This is a genomic window from Chlorobiota bacterium (assembly GCA_016700335.1).
Taxonomy (GTDB): Bacteria; Bacteroidota; Ignavibacteria; order OLB7; family OLB7.
Genome location: CP065014.1, coordinates 80,649 through 99,789 on the forward strand (window position 1 = coordinate 80,649; position 19,141 = coordinate 99,789).

Sequence of the window (19,141 nt, forward strand, 5' to 3'; positions counted from 1 at the left end):
TAATATATTCAAGCATTATAATTTTTATTTTAAAGAAAATTATAAATTATTTTAATTTATTGAATAATTATATCAAAAGAATGTTAAGTTTGAAATTCATTTCTAACAAATATTTTTTGTTAGTAAAAGTAAATGAATTTTAAAAGATAAAACTTAAAGCTAATTACTAATTAACTGAAATATATAAAGCCATGCAAGATCAAAGAATAATCTGGACACTTCTTCCAAAAGGCCGTGATTCAAAGAAAATTTATCTATCATTGTTTATTTCACCTCGGTTAATGAGTGATGAAAAAAAAGATTCATTAGGGTATCCAACTTTAAATAATTTTAATGATTGGGTGAATTGGGCAGCAGTTGCTAAAAAACTAAAGTTAAAAGTTAAATTTTCAGATGGTACAATAATAGAAGCAACTGATTCTAGTAAAAATGATATAATAGAAGAGTTTTGGAATGATTTATTCCCTGTTAGTTCATTTGTTAGAGAATATAAATTTCCAGTTTACCTAACAACTCAACCAATTATATCTTATCCTGTCAATGATGTGTTTAAGGAGATAAAGGATATTTATTCAAAAGTTGGTGGAAAATCTTTAAATAAAAAACCAATTTTCTCTAGCCCAGATCCAAAAGAGAATAATATTGAATATCAGGAAAAATTAATACCTTTAAAAAAACTTACAACGGATATAGGTAATAAGTCATTGAATGAAGGATTTAGTAATGGGATGTTAAAGCAAATGAATACTAAAGGAATACAAAGCGCAAACGGTACTAAGCAGTTTCGATCATTTAATAGTTCAAAGATTACTGATTTTGGATTTGAAAACAATACTGAAAAGAATTTCTTTTTGTTAAGTAGGTACTATACAAGAGATAAAAGTATTAGAGATATTAAAAGAGGAGATAATATCATTAATAAAACTGTACCTAAAAGGATCACAACTCCTAAGATTGATTTTCATGAAGCATTATCATCAATGAGTGATTTCCCAAAATTGATGAGAATGTTAGGTGTTGTTATTGATTTTGAAATTCCTGTTTCAAGTTTGCCATCATCTGCCACATGGATTCAATTCGAATCACCTTGGGGTATTCATACACCGGTGGCTTATAATAAAGATACTTTTTGTAAAACAGCAATCGCTTTAAATGGTGGGAAGTTTCAAGCAGCTAACAACCCTGAATTAGGAGCTAAATCTGAAGTAGAAAATGGTATGGTTAAATTGAATGATGAATCATTATTTAAACTTGTTGGATTAGATGTAGATGGTGCTGGTTTGAAAATCATTCAATTAGCTAGAACTCTACTACCTTACTCCAATTTACCAGAATCAAAACCAATGTATGCCTCTACAGATGATTTGATGATTGAGCAGGCAAACATTAGTAATTTGATTCAAACACCACCAGCTAAATTTTATTTACAAGATTTAGGAGAAGAAAAAGAACAACCATTACCTGCTCTAAGATCAAATGGTATCACCTTAACCAAACAAGAAAGAGCTAAGTATGTTGAAGCAATGATAGATAGAATGGCATTTGCAAATAAAACAGCAATCGAAAATAATCAAGCACCGCTTTTTTATGCAGAAGATTTATTAAGAGGTTACCGAGTTGATGTTAAAGATATAAATGAAGGTGCTTGGAGGTCCTTATGCGAAAGGGTTGGAAAATATAAACTTGGGAATAAGAATTTTGAAATCATTGATGAAGGTTATTTGAAGTCTGCTTCAATGTCAAGGGAAAATCCAGATAATGACTCGTCAAAATCAAATAGATCAGAATTAGATGCTTATTTGCACGAAGCAGTTTTTACTTGGTTTGGATGGAGCTTAGTTGCAGATAAACCAGGAAAAACAATAGTTCAAAACACTTATGATAGTTCAGGAAAAGCACTAGAAACTCCAAGAGAAGAAGTTAAACATAGAGATGAATCAAAACCTGAAACAGAATTTGGTTTGATAACAAATTTTAAAACTAAACCAAGTTCTTTACCTAAATTAAGGTTTGGGAATTCATATAAATTCAGATTAAGAACAGTTGATTTAGCGGGAAATTCATTACCATTAGAAACCCAAAGTGATACAAATGCGTCTGCTCCCTTAACTTATCGAAGATTCGAACCAATTCCATCACCAGTTTTAATGCCTCGCAAAACTTTTAGCGAAGGAGAAAGCTTGGAAGCTATGGTAATAAGAAGTAATTATGAAAAAAATTCTTTTGAATATAATGATCAAAATTATGTTAAAGATATAACCATTAAAAAATACTATAATGGTTACTTCCATGAAAATGATAGGCATGTTGTTCCCCCTAAAAGTGCTCAAAATATGGCCGAACATCATAAAGTATTTGACTCAGCTTTAGGAATTAATAAAAATTATGAACAGTGGTATAAAATTGCTTTAAAAGAAGAAGGACAACTTTCTGATACTAAAATTGTAGATATTAATTCAGGTGAAAAGACGATTGATGTTAGTGGTGATATTGAAATTATTACTACTCCAAACACACCACTTCCGCATGCAAAACTTCCTCTTGCCCCAGGTGAACCATTAGGTCAAGGGCAATACATTGTTAATAAATCTGAAAAATTAGTATTACCTTATTTACCAGAACATATAGCTAAAGGAGCTTCTTTTAGAAGATTACCTTTTGCAGGAGGTGGAGGGGGTTATATTGAATTCGTTACTGTTCCAGAATCAGGGGGAGAGTTAATCACCAAAGTGCCATTTGATGTTTCTTTCCCAGATGCATCACCTTTTAAGATAAGAATTATTGAAGGAAATGGGGTTCCGTCATGGGATGTTTCTACAAGAACTCTTATTGTAAAACTTCCAAAAGCTATGGTTGCTAATGTAGATTTTAGCTGTTTTATAAATTCGTCAGATGCAGACTATATGGGTATTATTGATTGGTTGCCAAATGATAAGAAATCAATGGCTAAAACACTAGCTACTATTGGTGGGACTTGGATGATTACTCCTTGGAGAACTTTAACAATGGTTCATGCTGTACAACAGCCTCTAATTGCCCCTAAATTTACAAACTTAAAAACAAGGAAAGAATTAATTGGCCAAACTTATGCACTACTTGATGGTAAATATGATGTAAATGTAGAAAGTACAGGGCAAATAGATATTCTAGCTAAATGGAAAGATCCAAATGATGATCCAGCTAATAAAAAGTATACTGGTGGTGAAAGTGAAGAAGATTTTATTAACAATAAAGGTCATATTGGAGATTTACTATTAATGAATAAAAAGTATAATCCAAATTCTGTTTCAATTAGTGACGAATTAGATTTAATAAAAAATATTCCTTCTAAAAATGAAGATTCTGTAAAAAATACAAATGAAGATAAAATCATTAGAGGTGATGGGCGTGATGAAGGAGGAAAAGAGAAATCAAAGAGAACCAACTCAGATGATAACTTTGAAGCTAATAAAAGAACTTCAGATAACGTTAAGTTCAATTTTTTAAAGGCTATACCTTTAGATACTAGCTTGGTCAAATTGGATTTGTCAGAAAATAATTTTGCTAAAGAGACCTATTTTAAATGGCAAAAGAAATATCTCCTACCATTGAATTTTGACAATATGTTGTTTAAACATGAATTTGGGGATACTAAGTATCATAAAGTAAGTTATATGATTAAAGGTACAACTAGGTTTAGAGAATATTTTCCACAAGAAATATGGGGTAATGAAATTAATGATCCTAAAAATGATGATGTTTTAAATGGTGAAGACCTTAAAAAGAGGATTCATAGGATTGGTGAAAAAATTGAAGTTAAGGTTTTAAATAGTGCTAGACCAGACTCTCCAAAAATTTTATATGTTGTTCCAACATTTGGATGGGATAAACCAAGTGAAGGAGCTCCTACAAATTCTGGTAATGGTGTGCCTATCGATATAGTTAGTAGGCGTTGTGGAGGTGGATTACGCGTTTACTTAGAAAGACCTTGGTTCAGCAGTGGAGATGAAGAATTATTAGGGGTTATACTAGCTGAAGGTTTTACAGCTTCATCTGGTTTAAAAGCTATTAAAAATACTGGTGGAAAAAATATCCCAGATAAACTTAAACCTTATGTTACTCAATGGGGAAATGATCCTATTTGGAGTTCAGAATTATTAAAAGGAGTTACACCAGATTCAACAGATTTCCCATTATCTGTTAAAACACTTTCAGGATTAACTATCCCAGATTTAGAAGGTGTAACAGTAACAGCAGTTGGTCATAAACCAGAGTATGACAAGGTTAGAGGGCTTTGGTATTGTGATATTGATGTTGACATGGGAAATACTTATTATCCATTTATAAGAATGGCATTGGCAAGATTTCAACCAAACTCAATTGATGATACACATTTATCTCCAGTTATTTTGTCAGATTTTGCACAGTTAACTCCAAGTAGGGTTGCAGCAATTACATTTACAGATAAAGATAGATTCAGAATTATGGTTTCTGGAACTTATGGAACAAATTCATTTACTGTGAAAGCAAATATTGGTGATATATATAATTACCAAACCAAAAATAAAGAAGGTAAAGAAGTAGGGATAGGCTTGCAGTATAGTAGAGTTATTATGGCTACAATTGAGAAAAAAACTGGTGTAAATACTTGGATTCCTGTTAGTGAGGAATTTACTAATTTAATTGTTCCTCCTTTCAAAGAAGTTGATGATACAATGATATGGCTCGCTAAAATAGATATGACTGATAATAAAGTTAGAACTGCAAATGGACAAGATATTATAAGCAAAAAAATTGATTTTGATAGAAATGCTCCTTTACGTGTTTCAATAAGAGAATTTGAATTTTATGAATCTGATATCGCTGATACAATTTCAAAAACTGTTCATGGTTTTAATAATCCTATAAAATTACGTAGTAGGATTGTGTACGCAGACATAATACAGATTAAGTAAGTAAACTTTTAAAATTTATTGTTTAAAATTAATTCCTTATTGGACTATTACATTATTTAGATTATTCGAAGTGCAAATTTTTAAATTTTCTCGGTTATGTTAAAGAATTAATTTCAATCATATGCCACCATAGTTGAATTTATGAAAGGTGATATTTTAATATTTTGTTCTAGTAAATTAAACAATTCGTATTTAATTTAAAATTCAAACAATATATAAAATAATTCTTAATAAATATTTAAATAAAAATGAATCAATCTCAAATTTTAAAATTAACATTAGTCTTTTTAATTCTAGTGTTTACTTCATTGCAACATTCAAATGCACAACTTTCTTTTGCTATAAATAAGAGTAGTAATGTAACAACTGTACCATCAGGACAGACCTTCACATATACTATTGCGTATAGTATATCTGGAACTGGAATTGCAAACAATGTAACAATTACTGATAATGTACCTCCAGAGCTGGATGTATTGAATACTCTTCCAAGTACAGTTGTTCCATCCTGGACAATCTCTGGTACACCAGTTACATTCAACTTAGGGAATTTAGGACCAACTTCTGGAACTGTTCAAATAAATGTAAGATTTAAACCTGGAATTACGTGTAATAATAAACTGGCTTGTAATAATGCAACAATACAAGCAACAGGAAATTCTGGTGCAAAGTCAAATGATGTGTGTGTCACTGCTACAGCTGCAGTAAAATTTACAATTGAAAAATTATATTATTCTGGAAATGTTATAAACGGTTCAACAACATATTGGATATTTATTAAAAATCCAAATGGAGGTGATATTGGGGGATTGAATTTAACTAACTTGGTTTTGAAAGATAGTATGCCAAATGGAGCAGTAGTTACTGGAGCAACAGGTAATTTCTCAACTTATTCTCAAATTGGGAATGCGGTGACTCTTACTGGACCAACAACTCTAACTGTTCAACCCGGTCAAGCTTATTATGGTACTTTAGTAACTGTAACTTATCCTTCAAGTCAATTTTCAATTGGCCAAACTGTATGCGACACAGCAACTTTATGTTACAAAACACCTTGCAATAATAACGTTCAGACTATGAGTGATACTGCTTGTGTAAGTTTGGTTGCACCTAATCCTCAAGGTTCATTAAGCAAATGGTTAACTGTAAACCCTTATTTTTGGGGAGGAAACCAATATTTGCCATCGTTTACACCAGGTTGTTGTGGAGATTATCTAGTCTATTTTTTCAATCAAGGGAATGTTCCTTTAATAAATCTTAAAATTACTGATAGTCTTCCAAAAGAAGAGAAAATCAAACAAGTATGGACATGGTGTCCAGCTGCAACATTAGTTAATCTTGAGTATGTTAAATATGATAAAATAGCTGGAACTTGGTCTCCTTTTTTGACAGCACCAGGATATCCATTTACATCAGTTTCAACACAAACAATTGTATCAAATCCATATGGAAGTGGCACACATGATTTTGGATTAAATTCAAATGAATATGTTACTCAATTAAGGTGGACATATTCTACGGTAGCATCAGCAGATTATATTTACAATCATGTCCAATTTGAAATTTTACCTGCTAATTTTTTAACAAATGCTCCAGTTATTGTTGGTCAAAACATTACAAACAATGTTAATGCAATAGCATCAAATTTACCATTAATTTCTGCCGTTCATACTAAAGCAATTGAACCTTCTGGTCCTAAAATATCAGCTTTAAAGCTGCAAGTTCCAAATTGTCCAAGTGTTAATGGAAACAGTAATTATGGACCATACCTTCCAGGCCAGACAGCAAGATGGAGAATTGCTGTTTCGAATATTGGTAATCAAAATGCTAATTTGTGTTTAATTACCGACAATCTTCCAACATATTTAACATATGCTGGTAACCCAACATATTATTATGGAGCTTTGTTTTCACCCCCAACACAATATTATCCTGGATGTAGTGGTTTTTCACTAACTCCACCAGCACAAATTGGTACAATGACTTCAACTCCAAGCATTGGGAATCAAAATTTAGTTTGGAACTTTTCAGTGTTGCCATTTAGATGCGATGGTTTGTTAGATTATTTTATAATAGAATTTGATGTGAAAATTGCCGATACACCAATTATGGCACCAGCTGGAAATTATCCTAATACTTTCAATTTTAATGCTGCCAATTATCCATTAGGAATGATTTCAAATGTTGCTACTTTAACTGTTAATGCCATTTATCAGATGACATGTTCTAAATTAGTTAAGAAGGCTACAGACCCAGTTACATCTTATGCTTCAACTGCTAATGTGCCAGTTGGAACAAATGCTGATTATATGCTAACTATTAATAATACAGGTAATATTGCATTAACGAACATCAGAATATTAGATATTCTACCACATATTGGTGATATAAAAGTTTTACCAAATTATGCCATACGTGGAAGTTTATTTGATATGCCTACAACTGGTTTGAGTGTTTCACCAACACCTTTTGCAATTTTGTACAATCAGAATATAAATTCTAAAAATCCCACTAGAACAAATTTATTTAATTGCGTTAGCTCTGATCCTGTTGGAGCAATTGCAGGAACTTGGTTAGGAACTCCATTATCAACATATTCATTCCAGTTAAATTACGGAACACTCTTAACAATTCCAGCAGCTGGGAGTGTAAGCATATTCTTTTCAGTTCCAGTTTCTCCAAATACACAAGTTGGCTTAACTGCTTGCAACAGTTACGCAGTTGAAGCTAAAGGTATAAATTCCTCAACTCCACTTTGTCCTGTAGAGCCAGCACCCGCTTGTGTTAAAGCTGATTCTGCTAAAGGTTGTGAGTGTGGTAAATGGAGATCTTTGACCTTAGGTAACAATGGAACAAGTGCCCAACAATTGTCATGTGGAAAAAGTTTTGATGTAAAATGTAATACTCAATATACATTAAATGGTACCTATGTATGTTCGTCTCAAAGCTGTACAGCTAATTATGTAGTTTCAATAACTAGCCCTTCATTGGTAACAACAACTCAGTCTTTTACTAATGTAATTTCTGGAAACTTAACTTTCAATCAAAATGGAAATTGGTTAGTTACTATTCTTGTTTATTGTGGAAACACAATTTGTGATACATGTAAATTAACTTTTAATGTTCAAGGTTGCGTATGTGATTGCGGAAGATGGGAATTCACATCATTAAATAGTAGTGTCCAAGGTCAAACTATAAGCCAACCTATCGATTGTGGAAAAGGATATAATGCAATTTGTAATAAACCTTATAGCCTTGTTGGAAATTATATTTGTAGTGGAGTTTGTAATGCTACTTATGATGTTTTGTTATTAAATCCAAGTGGAAACCCAGTTTTAAATACTACAGGAAATACAACTCTAAATACGCCAATAATTTTTACAACATCTGGAAATTATACATTATTTATTACAGTTCATTGTGGAAACAATGTTTGTGCAAAATGTGAAATACAGTTTAAAGTTGAATGCCCTCCATTAGATTGTTGTGGAAAATGGGAAAGTAACCTAACCTTAACATCGGGTAACATTAAATTCCCTGTGAAATGTGGTGATATAATTAACTTGAAATGCAAAGTAAATTATACACTTCTTGGAAATTATATTTGTAAAGATACTTGTAGACCAAAATATGTTGTTACAGTTTATAATCCTGATGGAACAACAACTGTTAATACATATACAACTTTGTCAGTACCAGTTAATTTTACTCAAAATGGAACTTATGCAATGCTCATAACTGTGTATTGTGGTAATACAATTTGTGATGAATGTAAAATAATATTCAGGGTTATTGATTGTGAATGTATATGTGGAAAATGGAAAGATTTACAATATACTTTTAGTGGACCATTAATAAAAACATATCCACAACCTCTTAAATGTGGTTCGACAATAGATGCGAATTGTAAATATTCTTATAATATTATTGGTACATATATTTGTAATACAAATTGTCCTGCAACTTATGTTATTACAATGACTGATCCAAACGGAATAACAAGCACTCAGTCTCAATCAGGGTCAATAAATTATGCACCATTGTTTACTATCTCTGGTAATTATACTGTCTTAATAGTTGTTTATTGTGGTGGAAAAATTTGTGATGAATGTAAAATTATTTTTAAAGTTGATTGTGGGGAAGTTAAAAAGTGCTGTCCAGGACAATGGACTCAGCTAACTTTGATTAATCCAGCAGTATCAAATATCCCTTTAAAATGTAATGGACAATTTAAGATTGTTTGTGATTTACAATATACATTTAATGCATCATATTCTTGCCCTGCTAATTGCACTCCAACTTATGTATTATCTATTACAAGGCCAGATGGAACTACTGGAACTAATACTTACACAAGTACTTCAATATCTCAGGTAATTAATTTTAATTTGAATGGTCTTTACACTGTAAATATTTCAGTGCAATGTGGTACTGAAAAATGTGAAGAATGCAAGTTATTTATTCTTTGTGATAAACAAGGAGGAGTAACAAAAGATTATGATGGTAAATTTATAAAAATATTTCCAAATCCATCAAATTCAAATACTTATTTACAGTTACCAGATAACTTTAATAATTACTTGATACAACTAGTAGACATTACAGGAAAAGAAGTTTATACTAAAAAATTTACTGGAGATAACATAATGTTAACAAATTTACTACCAGCTGGTTCTTATGTAGTTATTGTAACAGGAAATGGAAAAAGGTATATCGATTCTTGGATTAAGGACAAATAGTTTAAGATTAGTCTTCATTATCAAAAAACCTGAATAACTAAAATTTATTCAGGTTTTTTGTTGGGATAATACTGATTAAATATTTTCCATGTTGAAACAGTATATTTGCAACAATAGTTTTTAATTTCTTTAATATAAAAGTAATTATGACCAAGTTTTAAAACAATAGGATACTTAATATTTTACAAGTATGAATAATAAAATACGAAAAGAAGACGCATTACATTACCATTCTAAAGGTCGACCTGGTAAAATACAGGTTATACCTACTAAAGAATATAGTTCTCAACTTGATTTATCTTTAGCTTATTCACCTGGTGTAGCTGAACCATGTTTAGAAATAGCTAAAAATGAAGATGATGTTTATAAATATACTGCAAAAGGAAATCTTGTGGCTGTTATTAGTAATGGTACTGCTGTTTTAGGTCTTGGTGATATAGGACCAAAAGCAAGTAAACCGGTAATGGAAGGTAAAGGACTGCTTTTTAAAATATATGCTGATATAGATGTATTTGATATAGAACTTGATACTAAAGATGTAGATGAATTTGTAAGAACTGTTAAAATTTTAGAGCCAACTTTTGGTGGAATAAATTTAGAAGATATTAAATCACCTGAATGTTTTGAAATTGAAAGAAAACTTAAAGAAATTCTATCAATTCCAGTAATGCATGATGATCAACACGGTACAGCTATTATTAGCTCTGCAGCTTTACTGAATGCTCTTGAAATTGTAGATAAAAAAATAGATGAAATAAGAATAGTTGTTTCAGGAGCAGGTGCCTCAGCAATATCATGTACCAAACTTTACAAATCATTAGGTGTTAGATTTGATCAAATTGATATGTTTGATAGTAAAGGGCATATAAATAGCTTAAGGAGTGATTTAGATGAAATGAAAAAAGAATTTATTTCTCCAAGAAATTATAATTCTTTAAATGAAGCAATGGTTGGTGCAGATCTATTTTTAGGTTTGTCAAAAGCTAATTTGGTATCACAAGATATGGTTCGTTCTATGTCTGTAAACCCAATTGTATTTGCTATGGCTAATCCTGATCCAGAAATTACATATCCAGAAGCTATTGCTGCTAGACCAGATGTTATAATGGCTACCGGACGATCAGATTATCCAAACCAAGTAAATAATGTACTAGGTTTTCCGTTTATTTTTCGAGGTGCTTTAGATGTAAGAGCAAGTGAAATTAATGAACAAATGAAACTTGCTGCAGTGCATGCACTTGCTGAATTAGCTAAAAAGCCAGTTCCAGATATTGTAAATTTAGCATACAATGAAATAAATTTATCATTTGGTAAAAATTATATTATCCCAAAACCAGTTGATCCACGACTACTTACAAATATTGCTCCAGCAGTTGCTAAAGCTGCAATGGATTCTGGTGTTGCCAAATTGCATATGAAGAACTGGGACTTATATTCACAAGAGTTAGAGAAAAGACTAGGTCAAGACAATCAAATTACAAAAGTAATAATTAGCAAAGCTCGTAAAAACCCTAAAAAAGTTGTATTCGCAGATGCTGAAAACCTTCAAGTGCTAAAAGCTGCTCAACAAGTAAGAGACGAAGGGATAGCTTTTCCAGTATTATTAGGTAATTCAAGTAATATTAATGAGTTAGCAAAACTCAATAATATCGATTTAAGTGAGATAACAATTATGAATCCTTATGATCAAATTCAAGAAGAAAGATTATTGAAATTTTCTGAAATGTTCTTTAATAAGAGGCAACGAAAAGGTGTTAATGCAGCCGAAGCCAAAAAAATGATGTCATTTCGTAATTACTTCGGATCAATGTTAGTTGAAACAGGCGAAGCAGACGCCCTTATTTCTGGTCTAACAAGAAGTTATCCAGATACAATTCGACCAGCACTTCAAGTAATAGGAAAAGAGGTAGGAGTTACAAAAGTTTCAGGAATGTATATCCTTTTAACTAAAAAAGGTCCACTTTTTTTAGCAGATACAACAGTTAATTTTAATCCAACTGTTTCTGAAATAGTTGAAATAACTGAATTAACATCAAAAGCAATTCAAAGGTTTAATATCAAGCCAAGAATTGCACTTGTTACTTATTCTAATTTTGGCAGTGCCAAAGGTGAAGATGCAGAAAAGATGAGTAAAGCTACAGCAATTCTTCAATCAAAGCATCCAGATTTGGTTGTTGATGGGGAAATGCAAGCTCATTTAGCATTAGATTCTGAACAAATGAGAATCAATCACCCTTTTTCTCATTTTGCATATGGTGAAGCAAATACTTTAATTTTCCCAAATCTTTCTGTTAGTAATGTTGCTTGTAATTTATTAAAAGAATTAGCAGATTGTGAGGCAATTGGACCAATTCTACTTGGATTGAATAAACCAGTTCATGTTTTACAATTAGGTAGTACTGTTAGAGAAATTGTCAATATGGTAGCAATTGCTGTTGTTGAATCTCAAATGAGAAAAATGTAAATTTTTTTGTAAAATTTGTTGTAGAATTTCATTCATTTTTTTATTGTTTTAATTTAATTCCTGAATTAATTGAAAATACCATTATTAGATTTACAAGCTCAGTATTCTACTTATCAAGAATTAGCTGAGGAAAGAGTATTAAAAGTTATGCGATCTCAAAGAGCCATTTTAGGTGATGAGACTAATCAGCTTGAGAATTCTGTATCTGAGTATATAGGAACCAAATATTCATTAGGAGTATCTAGTGGAACAGATGCATTATTGTTAGCTTTGATGGGACTTGGAATGTCATTGAATGATGAAATAATTATGCCAACATTTAGTTTCTTTGCTACAGCTGGTACTGTAGCAAGGTTAGGTGCAAAGCCTGTTTTAGCAGATGTAGATTTTAATTCATATAATATTTCAGTTAATGAGATTGAAAAATTAATAACTCCAAATACTAAGGCTATTATGCCAGTACATTTATTTGGACAAAGTGCAGAAATGGATGTAATTATGAATATAGCCTCTAAGTATAATCTTTTTGTTGTTGAAGATTGTGCTCAATCAATAGGTGCAAATTATAAAGATGGAAGAAAAACAGGATCAATTGGAGATGTTGGCTGTTTTAGTTTCTATCCAACAAAAAATTTAGGTGCAATTGGAGATGCTGGGTTAGTAACAACTAATAATAAAGAACTTTATGATAAAATGAAAATTATGCGTGTACATGGTGGTGAGCCTAAGTATTATCATCAAGTTTTGGGGGGAAATTTTAGGATTGATGAAATTCAATCAGCAGTTTTGAATGTTAAATTACCTTATTTAAACTCGTGGAGCAACAAAAGAAAATCAAATGCATCTGAGTATAAAAAATTATTTATACAAAAAGAAATTTCAGATGAAACGATAATTTTTTCAAACTCAAATAAAATTATTTTGCCTCAGTTTGTTTATGATGTTGAGAATAATCATATAATGAATCAATTTGTGGTAAGAGTTGAACAAAGAGATAAGCTTAAAGTATTTCTAGACAATAAGAATATAGGGAACGAAATTTATTATCCAGTATGTTTTCATGAACAAAAATGTTTTGATTATTTAGGGTATAAAAAAGGTGATTTCCCAAATTCAGAACTTATAGCAAGCCAAGTTTTAGCTCTACCTATTTATCCTGAACTTAATCTTCATCAAATCAATTATGTTGTTGATTCTATTGTTGAATTTTTTAAATAAAAAAAATTTGCAATAAGTATCAATTTTTAAAAATCAATTGTACAATAAATTATGAGACTTCTGGGTTTCTAAATTTAATTATTTTCATAATATGAAGTACTTTTAGAATTGGATAAGTTGGATCTATTTCCCACCATTTTACCCCAAAATTATATCGATTTGGATGTTTATGATGATTGTTTTGAAATAATTCCCCTAACATTAAAAAATCAAAAACTAATGAATTTTTAGAATTATCATTAATGTTGTAATTCCTATATCCATATTTATGACCACACCAATTTACAGTTGCACCATGTATTGGTCCAATTAAAAAATGAATAGGAAGCAATAAAAACCACCAAGGAGAGTTAGCAAAGTATGAATAGATTGAGGTGTAGAGTACTCCCCAACTAATTCTAGAATATAAAGAATCACCAAATTTATCTAAAGACTTCCAAACAGGATAACTCCCTAAAAATTTATCAGAAACTTTTAGAGTATTTTGAACTAAACCAGAATAAATATCCTTTGTATGCATCATCATTGAAATCACATCTTTGTAAAAAACAGGGGAATGAGGATCTTGCTCAGTATCAGAATATGTATGGTGCATTCTATGAAGAATTGCATATGCACTAGGGACTAAATAGGAAGAACCTAATGCAAAATATGTAGAAATGTAAAAGAATTTTTCCCATCCTTTACTCATTGTAAACATTTTATGAGATGCATATCTATGAAGAAACATGGTTTGAAAAAATAATGAAACAAACCAATGTGTTAGAAAAAAAACAATAATTATCATACTATATATAAGAAAATAAAAGGAAAATGAAAAATGAAAAAAGATTTGATTTGTTTTCAGAATTTTTCTCTTTTTGATTTAAAAAATTGTTTTAAAAGAATTGAACAATCTGTATCTAAAACGCCACCAAGAGTATTGACTCTATGATTAAGTGAATTACTATTTGTAATGTTTATAACAGTTCCAGTTGCTCCGGCATGTACATCGTAAGCACCAAAAACTAATTGTTTTAATTTTGTGTTAACCATTGCCCCAGCACACATAGAACAAGGTTCTAAAGTAACGTACAAAGTACATTCATTCAGATACTTTTTGCCTAATATTCTGCATGCTTCACTAATAGCTAAAAATTCAGCATGAGCAGTAGCATTTTTCAATTTTTCAGTTTGATTATGAGTTGCAACTATAATTTCTGAACCTATTGAAATAACTGCTCCAATTGGAACTTCATTGTTTAACAAAGCTAATTCAGCAACTTCAAGAGCTTTTCTCATTAGAGAAGTATGCAATAACATCAGATATTATTTAATAATTAGGACTAATCAAATAAAATAAAAAACGTCAGCCTTAATTGAAATAAGACCGACGTTAAACAATTGCGGAACGGACGAGACTCGAACTCGCGACCTCCTGCGTGACAGGCAGGCATTCTAACCAACTGAACTACCGCTCCGTAATTTTGGATTGCAAATTTAATGAATAAATCTTGATTGAAAAAATTAAATACAATATTAATTTTAAAAATAATATTCAAAATTAAAAAAATATAAATTTGCCAAATATTTTATATAAGTTTCGGAGATAAAAAAGCCGTAGAATATATGATTAAAATATTCAAACGGCTTGAAACCCTAAAGTTAAATTACTTCTTTTTATTATTAACAGTATCTTTCAAACCTTTTCCAGCCTTGAATGTAGGAACTTTTCTAGCTGAAATTTTTATTGCTTCACCAGTACGTGGATTTTTTCCAGCGCGAGCTTTACGTGCAGAAACTCCAAAAGTACCAAAGCCAATTAACTGAACAGTTCCACCCTTTTTAAGCTCAGCTTTTACTGAATCAATAATACCATTAAGAGAAGCTTCAGTGCTAGATTTTGTTTGACCAGTTTTCTTTGCAACCGATTCAATTAGTTGTTGTTTGTTCATTAGTTTATTAAAATTTGTGATAGTTGGAAATAGTTCAAAATTATTTTTCGCAAATCTAATATCCATTATTGAATTACACAAATGTTTATTTCTTAATAGATATGATAAAGACTTGATTAAATGAATATCTAGTATAAAAACTAAACATTTAAGTTATCTCTTCTAAGATTTAGATTTTTTCTAAATAAATTAAAAATATAAGGTTCATTTTTTAATTCTATATTTTTATTCGACAATTTAATTAAACTCATAAAACTATTATTATCTTTAAGTACATCATATAGAAGATAATTATTTGTTGCTGGTAAAATATTTTTAATAGTAAAGATATTTGTTTTTTTTAATTCTTTAGAAATAGAAATTGATAACATTTCTGTAGCTTTTAGTTTAGCATCTAATGAATAACCTGCAATATGCGGAGTAATAATATCACATAAATTAAATAGATTTAAATTAAAAAAAGGTTCTTCTTCCCAAACATCTAATATTGCAGATGTAATTGTTTTGTTATTAAGGGCTTTTATAAGAGCCATTGAATCAACAACTCCACCTCTAGAAGTATTTATTAAAGTAGCATTTTTCTTCATTGACGATAAGAAATCATTATCTACTAAATGATAAGTTTCATATTCTTGCCTCCTAGTAAGTGGTACATGAAGTGTGATTATATCACAATCAAAAATTTCAGTTAAAGAAGATGATTTAAAATTATTTGATGCTAATTGCTTAGGTGGATCATAAACAACTATATTAAAACCTAAATTAATTGCAACTTTCGAAACTATATTCCCAATTCTACCCATACCAATTATTCCTAATTTCAAATTATCATGCTTTAAATAGTATTTATTTAGAATAAAAATTAAACAACTTTGAATGTATTCAGCAACCGCAATTGAATTCGCACCTTCTGATGTAAATAATTTTATATTATTTTTTGCTAAATATTCTAAATCAATGTTGTCAGTTCCTGTTGTGGCTGTACAAATAATTTTTATATTTGAATTTTTTAGAAGAGTTTCGTCAATTTTTGTCACCGATCTTATAATCAATAAATTTGCATCTTCTAACAAATTGTTCTTTATATCTAAAGTTGGAATTAGTTTTAACTCACCAAATTGAGAAAAAGCTTCTTGAGCAAAAAGGATAGATTCATCACACAAAATTAAAGGATTCATTGTAGTTATATAAGTACACTTATTTTTGTAAAAAAATTTAATTCAATGAAAAACAAATTTATACTGATTGTATTAATCAATTCTTTAATTCTGATTTCTTGCAAAACACCAAAATCAGAATCAGGAAGTTTAATTCAAAAAGAAACAACAAAAGATACTACAAAAAATCCTTCAATGCAAGAAAATGATTCTCTCATTAATTTACATAATGAAGAAATGAAAAAGGGGGAGAAAGATATTACATTAGATCAGAAGAAGCAATATAATTCAAAATCTGGTGTTATAGAAATGACAAGTACAATGATTGCAGGAATGAAACAAACAATTTACTTTGATGATTATGGATCAAAAAGAGCAACCTACATTGAAGCACCATCTACTGAAGGTGTTAAAACATCTAGGACAGCAATAATTGAAGATAAAGGTTATATAACTGTTTATGATTTAGATTCTAAAGATGGTAATAAAGCACTAGCATCTGAAGCACAAATTGGTGTTATTGGAACAACTAGTTATGTTGCATCAAATTTAACACCTGAGATAATAAAGGAATTTGATGTAAAGTCAATTGAAGACTTTACAGTACTTGATAAAAAATGTAAGGGTTATACTCTGATAGTTAAAGGAATAAAATCTAAAGTATGGGTTTGGGAAAGAATCCCTTTGTACATTCAAGCACAAATAGGTAATGATAGAATGATAGTAGCACAAGCAAGTTCATTAAAACTTGACATACCAGTTTCTCCAACCAAATTTCAGATACCTAATGATATTAAAATTGAAGAATAAATTTTAAGCTTAACGATTAATGGAATTCGTTTAAGAGTCAGTTAAAAAAATAATAAAATTAAATATAAATGAGCAAATTTTTTAATTCGAGAATGTATCTTTTTATATTAGCAATAAGTTTTTTAATAATTTCTTGTTCTAAAGAGTCACCTAAAACAGCCGGAAATAAGATTAATTCCGAAGCAAGTAAAAGTGGGGTTGTAACACGGCAATTATTAAATGTATATGCAAAAGCTGATAAATTCAAAAATAAAACAGGAAAAATGGAGATGGATTGTTCAATGGCTAAAGACATGAAATTAACATGGTGGTGGGATAATAACGGACGAAAAGAGGCTGTATTATTAGAAACTCCAAAAGAAAGAAATATGTTTCTTGTTGATAGTTCAGGTACAACAAGCTATAATCTTGAAACCAATCAGGGTTTAAAACAAAAATCACCTGGAGGTGCATTTGGTTACTTATCTGAGTTAAGCGGAGTTTTATCAGCTTGCGAATCTGAGGTTGGGAAAAATAAACTAGTGGTAGCAATTGAGGATAAAGTTATAATTAATAAAAAATGTAAGGGTTATAAAGTTATTGGTGCGTCAGGTTTAGATAATGTAAACGCTTGGTTATTTGATGGAATTCCAATGAGAATAGAAATTGATATGGGGAACAAGGTAATTTTTGAAGCAAAATCATTGGAAACTGATATTACTATTACAAGTGAAAATTTTTTAATTCCAAAAAGTGTGAAACTAAAATAAATTTAAAAATAATTTAAAATTTTAGCCGTGAAGATAACTCACGGATTGTGAAATTAATTCACATAATATGGTTACTTAAAAAAGCTAAACAATGATTTTTGATTAAAATCAATGTTAAATAGTTGGCATAATTATTGATTTATACTAATTTTTAAAAGAAATTTAATATAGTAATTGTAAAAAATCGTTACAAATAATTTGTGTGAAACAAAAAACGGTGCTATATTTGCCTACATTCGGTCGTTTGTGAATAGGTTAAAATAAAAGTTTTTACACGTTCATGCGCCCGTGGCTCAATGGATAGAGCATCAGATTCCGGTTCTGAGGGTTGGGGGTTCGATTCCCTCCGGGCGTACAATAGAGCGCTTTTCTGGTAATTCGAGCACATATAAAGTAATATTAGAAAGATAGTAAATAAAAGAAATATAACAAATATTTAATGTCGGATAAAAAACAAAAAAATAATCAGGAATCTACAAACGGATTAATGGATAAACTCAAAAATCCTAAGTTCTTGGGTATTATTGGAGTAATTCTTATAATTTTAATAGGAGGTTTTTGGTATATCAAAGTAAATAATAGTGCAAATAATGCTGAAGCCCAAATTGCATTGTCAAGAGCTAGAGTTATTTATGATAAAGGAGAATTTTTAGCTGCAATTAATGGAGATTCTATTGTTAAATATAGTAAGTCGGAAAAACCTTTAGGATTGAAAGGAGTATCTGAAGAATTTTCTTCAACTGATGCAGGTAAAATAGCTTCTTTAATGTTAGGGAATTGTTATTTAGGATTAAGCAAATTAAAAGAAGCAAAGGAAGCATATGAAAAAGCATCAAGTTCAAGTAGCAGTATTATACGATCAGGATCATATGCAGGAATTGCAGCAATATTAGAATTAGAAGGCAAATCAGTTGATGCTGCCGAAGAATATTTGAAAGCTGTTAAAGAAGATAAGGAAGAGTTGAATGCATCAGACTATATATTCAATGCAGCGAAAAACTATGAAAAGGGAGGAAAAAAAGATGAAGCAATTAATAGTTACAAAGAAGTAGTTGTAAAGTTCGAGAATTCAAATGCTAGTGCTGAAGCAAAAATGGCCTTAGCTAAATTAAACATTACAATCTAACTTACCAAAT

General features: G+C 30.2%; 11 protein-coding genes and 2 tRNA genes. 8 read left to right on the plus strand and 5 right to left on the minus strand.

Going from position 1 to position 19,141, the window contains the following annotated elements; genetic code table 11:
• Nucleotides 1–191 precede the first annotated feature (191 nt).
• The 4 genes from IPP08_00370 to IPP08_00385 all read left to right on the plus strand — a co-directional run bounded on the left by IPP08_00370 (nucleotide 192) and on the right by IPP08_00385 (nucleotide 13,355).
• Nucleotides 192–4,934, plus strand: a complete 4,743-nt coding sequence (locus IPP08_00370; GenBank protein ID QQS66667.1) for a hypothetical protein — start codon at nucleotides 192–194, stop codon at nucleotides 4,932–4,934.
• A gap of 248 nt (nucleotides 4,935–5,182) precedes the next feature.
• Nucleotides 5,183–9,673 (plus strand): T9SS type A sorting domain-containing protein, encoded by a 4,491-nt coding sequence (locus IPP08_00375; GenBank protein ID QQS66668.1) that lies wholly within the window; start codon nucleotides 5,183–5,185, stop codon nucleotides 9,671–9,673.
• Nucleotides 9,674–9,863: 190 nt separating this feature from the next.
• A complete protein-coding gene (locus IPP08_00380) occupies nucleotides 9,864–12,137 on the plus strand; it encodes an NADP-dependent malic enzyme (protein QQS66669.1) in 2,274 nt (757 codons plus the stop codon).
• A gap of 69 nt (nucleotides 12,138–12,206) precedes the next feature.
• A complete protein-coding gene (locus IPP08_00385; GenBank protein ID QQS66670.1) occupies nucleotides 12,207–13,355 on the plus strand; it encodes a DegT/DnrJ/EryC1/StrS family aminotransferase in 1,149 nt (382 codons plus the stop codon).
• Nucleotides 13,356–13,404: 49 nt separating this feature from the next.
• Here the strand turns inward: IPP08_00385 and IPP08_00390 are convergent, their stop codons facing one another.
• The 5 genes from IPP08_00390 to IPP08_00410 all read right to left on the minus strand — a co-directional run bounded on the left by IPP08_00390 (nucleotide 13,405) and on the right by IPP08_00410 (nucleotide 16,467).
• The gene (locus IPP08_00390) at nucleotides 13,405–14,142 is read right to left on the minus strand and encodes an acyl-CoA desaturase (protein ID QQS66671.1); all 738 of its coding nucleotides are present in this window, start codon (nucleotides 14,140–14,142) and stop codon (nucleotides 13,405–13,407) included.
• 56 nt (nucleotides 14,143–14,198) lie between these two features.
• Nucleotides 14,199–14,636 (minus strand): nucleoside deaminase, encoded by a 438-nt coding sequence (locus IPP08_00395; protein QQS66672.1) that lies wholly within the window; start codon nucleotides 14,634–14,636, stop codon nucleotides 14,199–14,201.
• A 105-nt stretch (nucleotides 14,637–14,741) separates the two neighbouring features.
• Nucleotides 14,742–14,815: transfer RNA gene (locus IPP08_00400), tRNA-Asp, on the minus strand.
• Between the two features lie 189 nt (nucleotides 14,816–15,004).
• Nucleotides 15,005–15,289: an HU family DNA-binding protein gene (locus IPP08_00405; protein QQS66673.1), complete on the minus strand. Its 285-nt coding sequence runs from the start codon at nucleotides 15,287–15,289 to the stop codon at nucleotides 15,005–15,007.
• Between the two features lie 140 nt (nucleotides 15,290–15,429).
• Nucleotides 15,430–16,467: a 4-phosphoerythronate dehydrogenase gene (locus IPP08_00410; protein QQS66674.1), complete on the minus strand. Its 1,038-nt coding sequence runs from the start codon at nucleotides 16,465–16,467 to the stop codon at nucleotides 15,430–15,432.
• Nucleotides 16,468–16,512: 45 nt separating this feature from the next.
• Here IPP08_00410 and IPP08_00415 point away from each other — a divergent pair, with 45 nt between their 5' ends.
• From IPP08_00415 to IPP08_00430, 4 genes are all read left to right on the plus strand, one after another.
• Nucleotides 16,513–17,256 (plus strand): hypothetical protein, encoded by a 744-nt coding sequence (locus tag IPP08_00415; protein ID QQS66675.1) that lies wholly within the window; start codon nucleotides 16,513–16,515, stop codon nucleotides 17,254–17,256.
• Between the two features lie 68 nt (nucleotides 17,257–17,324).
• Nucleotides 17,325–18,005: a hypothetical protein gene (locus IPP08_00420; protein ID QQS66676.1), complete on the plus strand. Its 681-nt coding sequence runs from the start codon at nucleotides 17,325–17,327 to the stop codon at nucleotides 18,003–18,005.
• Between the two features lie 282 nt (nucleotides 18,006–18,287).
• Nucleotides 18,288–18,360: transfer RNA gene (locus IPP08_00425), tRNA-Arg, on the plus strand.
• 84 nt (nucleotides 18,361–18,444) lie between these two features.
• Nucleotides 18,445–19,131, plus strand: coding sequence for a hypothetical protein (locus IPP08_00430; GenBank protein QQS66677.1), 687 nt, complete (start codon nucleotides 18,445–18,447; stop codon nucleotides 19,129–19,131).
• The last annotated feature ends 10 nt before the right edge of the window (nucleotides 19,132–19,141 follow it).

Bases quoted from the DNA above. Each gene is read 5' to 3' on its own strand.
- IPP08_00370 (QQS66667.1), top strand. From the start codon at position 192: ATGCAAGATCAAAGAATAATCTGGACACTTCTTCCAAAAGGCCGTGAT.
- IPP08_00375 (QQS66668.1), top strand. From the start codon at position 5,183: ATGAATCAATCTCAAATTTTAAAATTAACATTAGTCTTTTTAATTCTA.
- IPP08_00380 (QQS66669.1), top strand. From the start codon at position 9,864: ATGAATAATAAAATACGAAAAGAAGACGCATTACATTACCATTCTAAA.
- IPP08_00390 (QQS66671.1), bottom strand. From the start codon at position 14,142: ATGATAATTATTGTTTTTTTTCTAACACATTGGTTTGTTTCATTATTT.
- IPP08_00395 (QQS66672.1), bottom strand. From the start codon at position 14,636: ATGAGAAAAGCTCTTGAAGTTGCTGAATTAGCTTTGTTAAACAATGAA.
- IPP08_00405 (QQS66673.1), bottom strand. From the start codon at position 15,289: ATGAACAAACAACAACTAATTGAATCGGTTGCAAAGAAAACTGGTCAA.
- IPP08_00410 (QQS66674.1), bottom strand. From the start codon at position 16,467: ATGAATCCTTTAATTTTGTGTGATGAATCTATCCTTTTTGCTCAAGAA.
- IPP08_00415 (QQS66675.1), top strand. From the start codon at position 16,513: ATGAAAAACAAATTTATACTGATTGTATTAATCAATTCTTTAATTCTG.
- IPP08_00420 (QQS66676.1), top strand. From the start codon at position 17,325: ATGAGCAAATTTTTTAATTCGAGAATGTATCTTTTTATATTAGCAATA.
- IPP08_00430 (QQS66677.1), top strand. From the start codon at position 18,445: ATGTCGGATAAAAAACAAAAAAATAATCAGGAATCTACAAACGGATTA.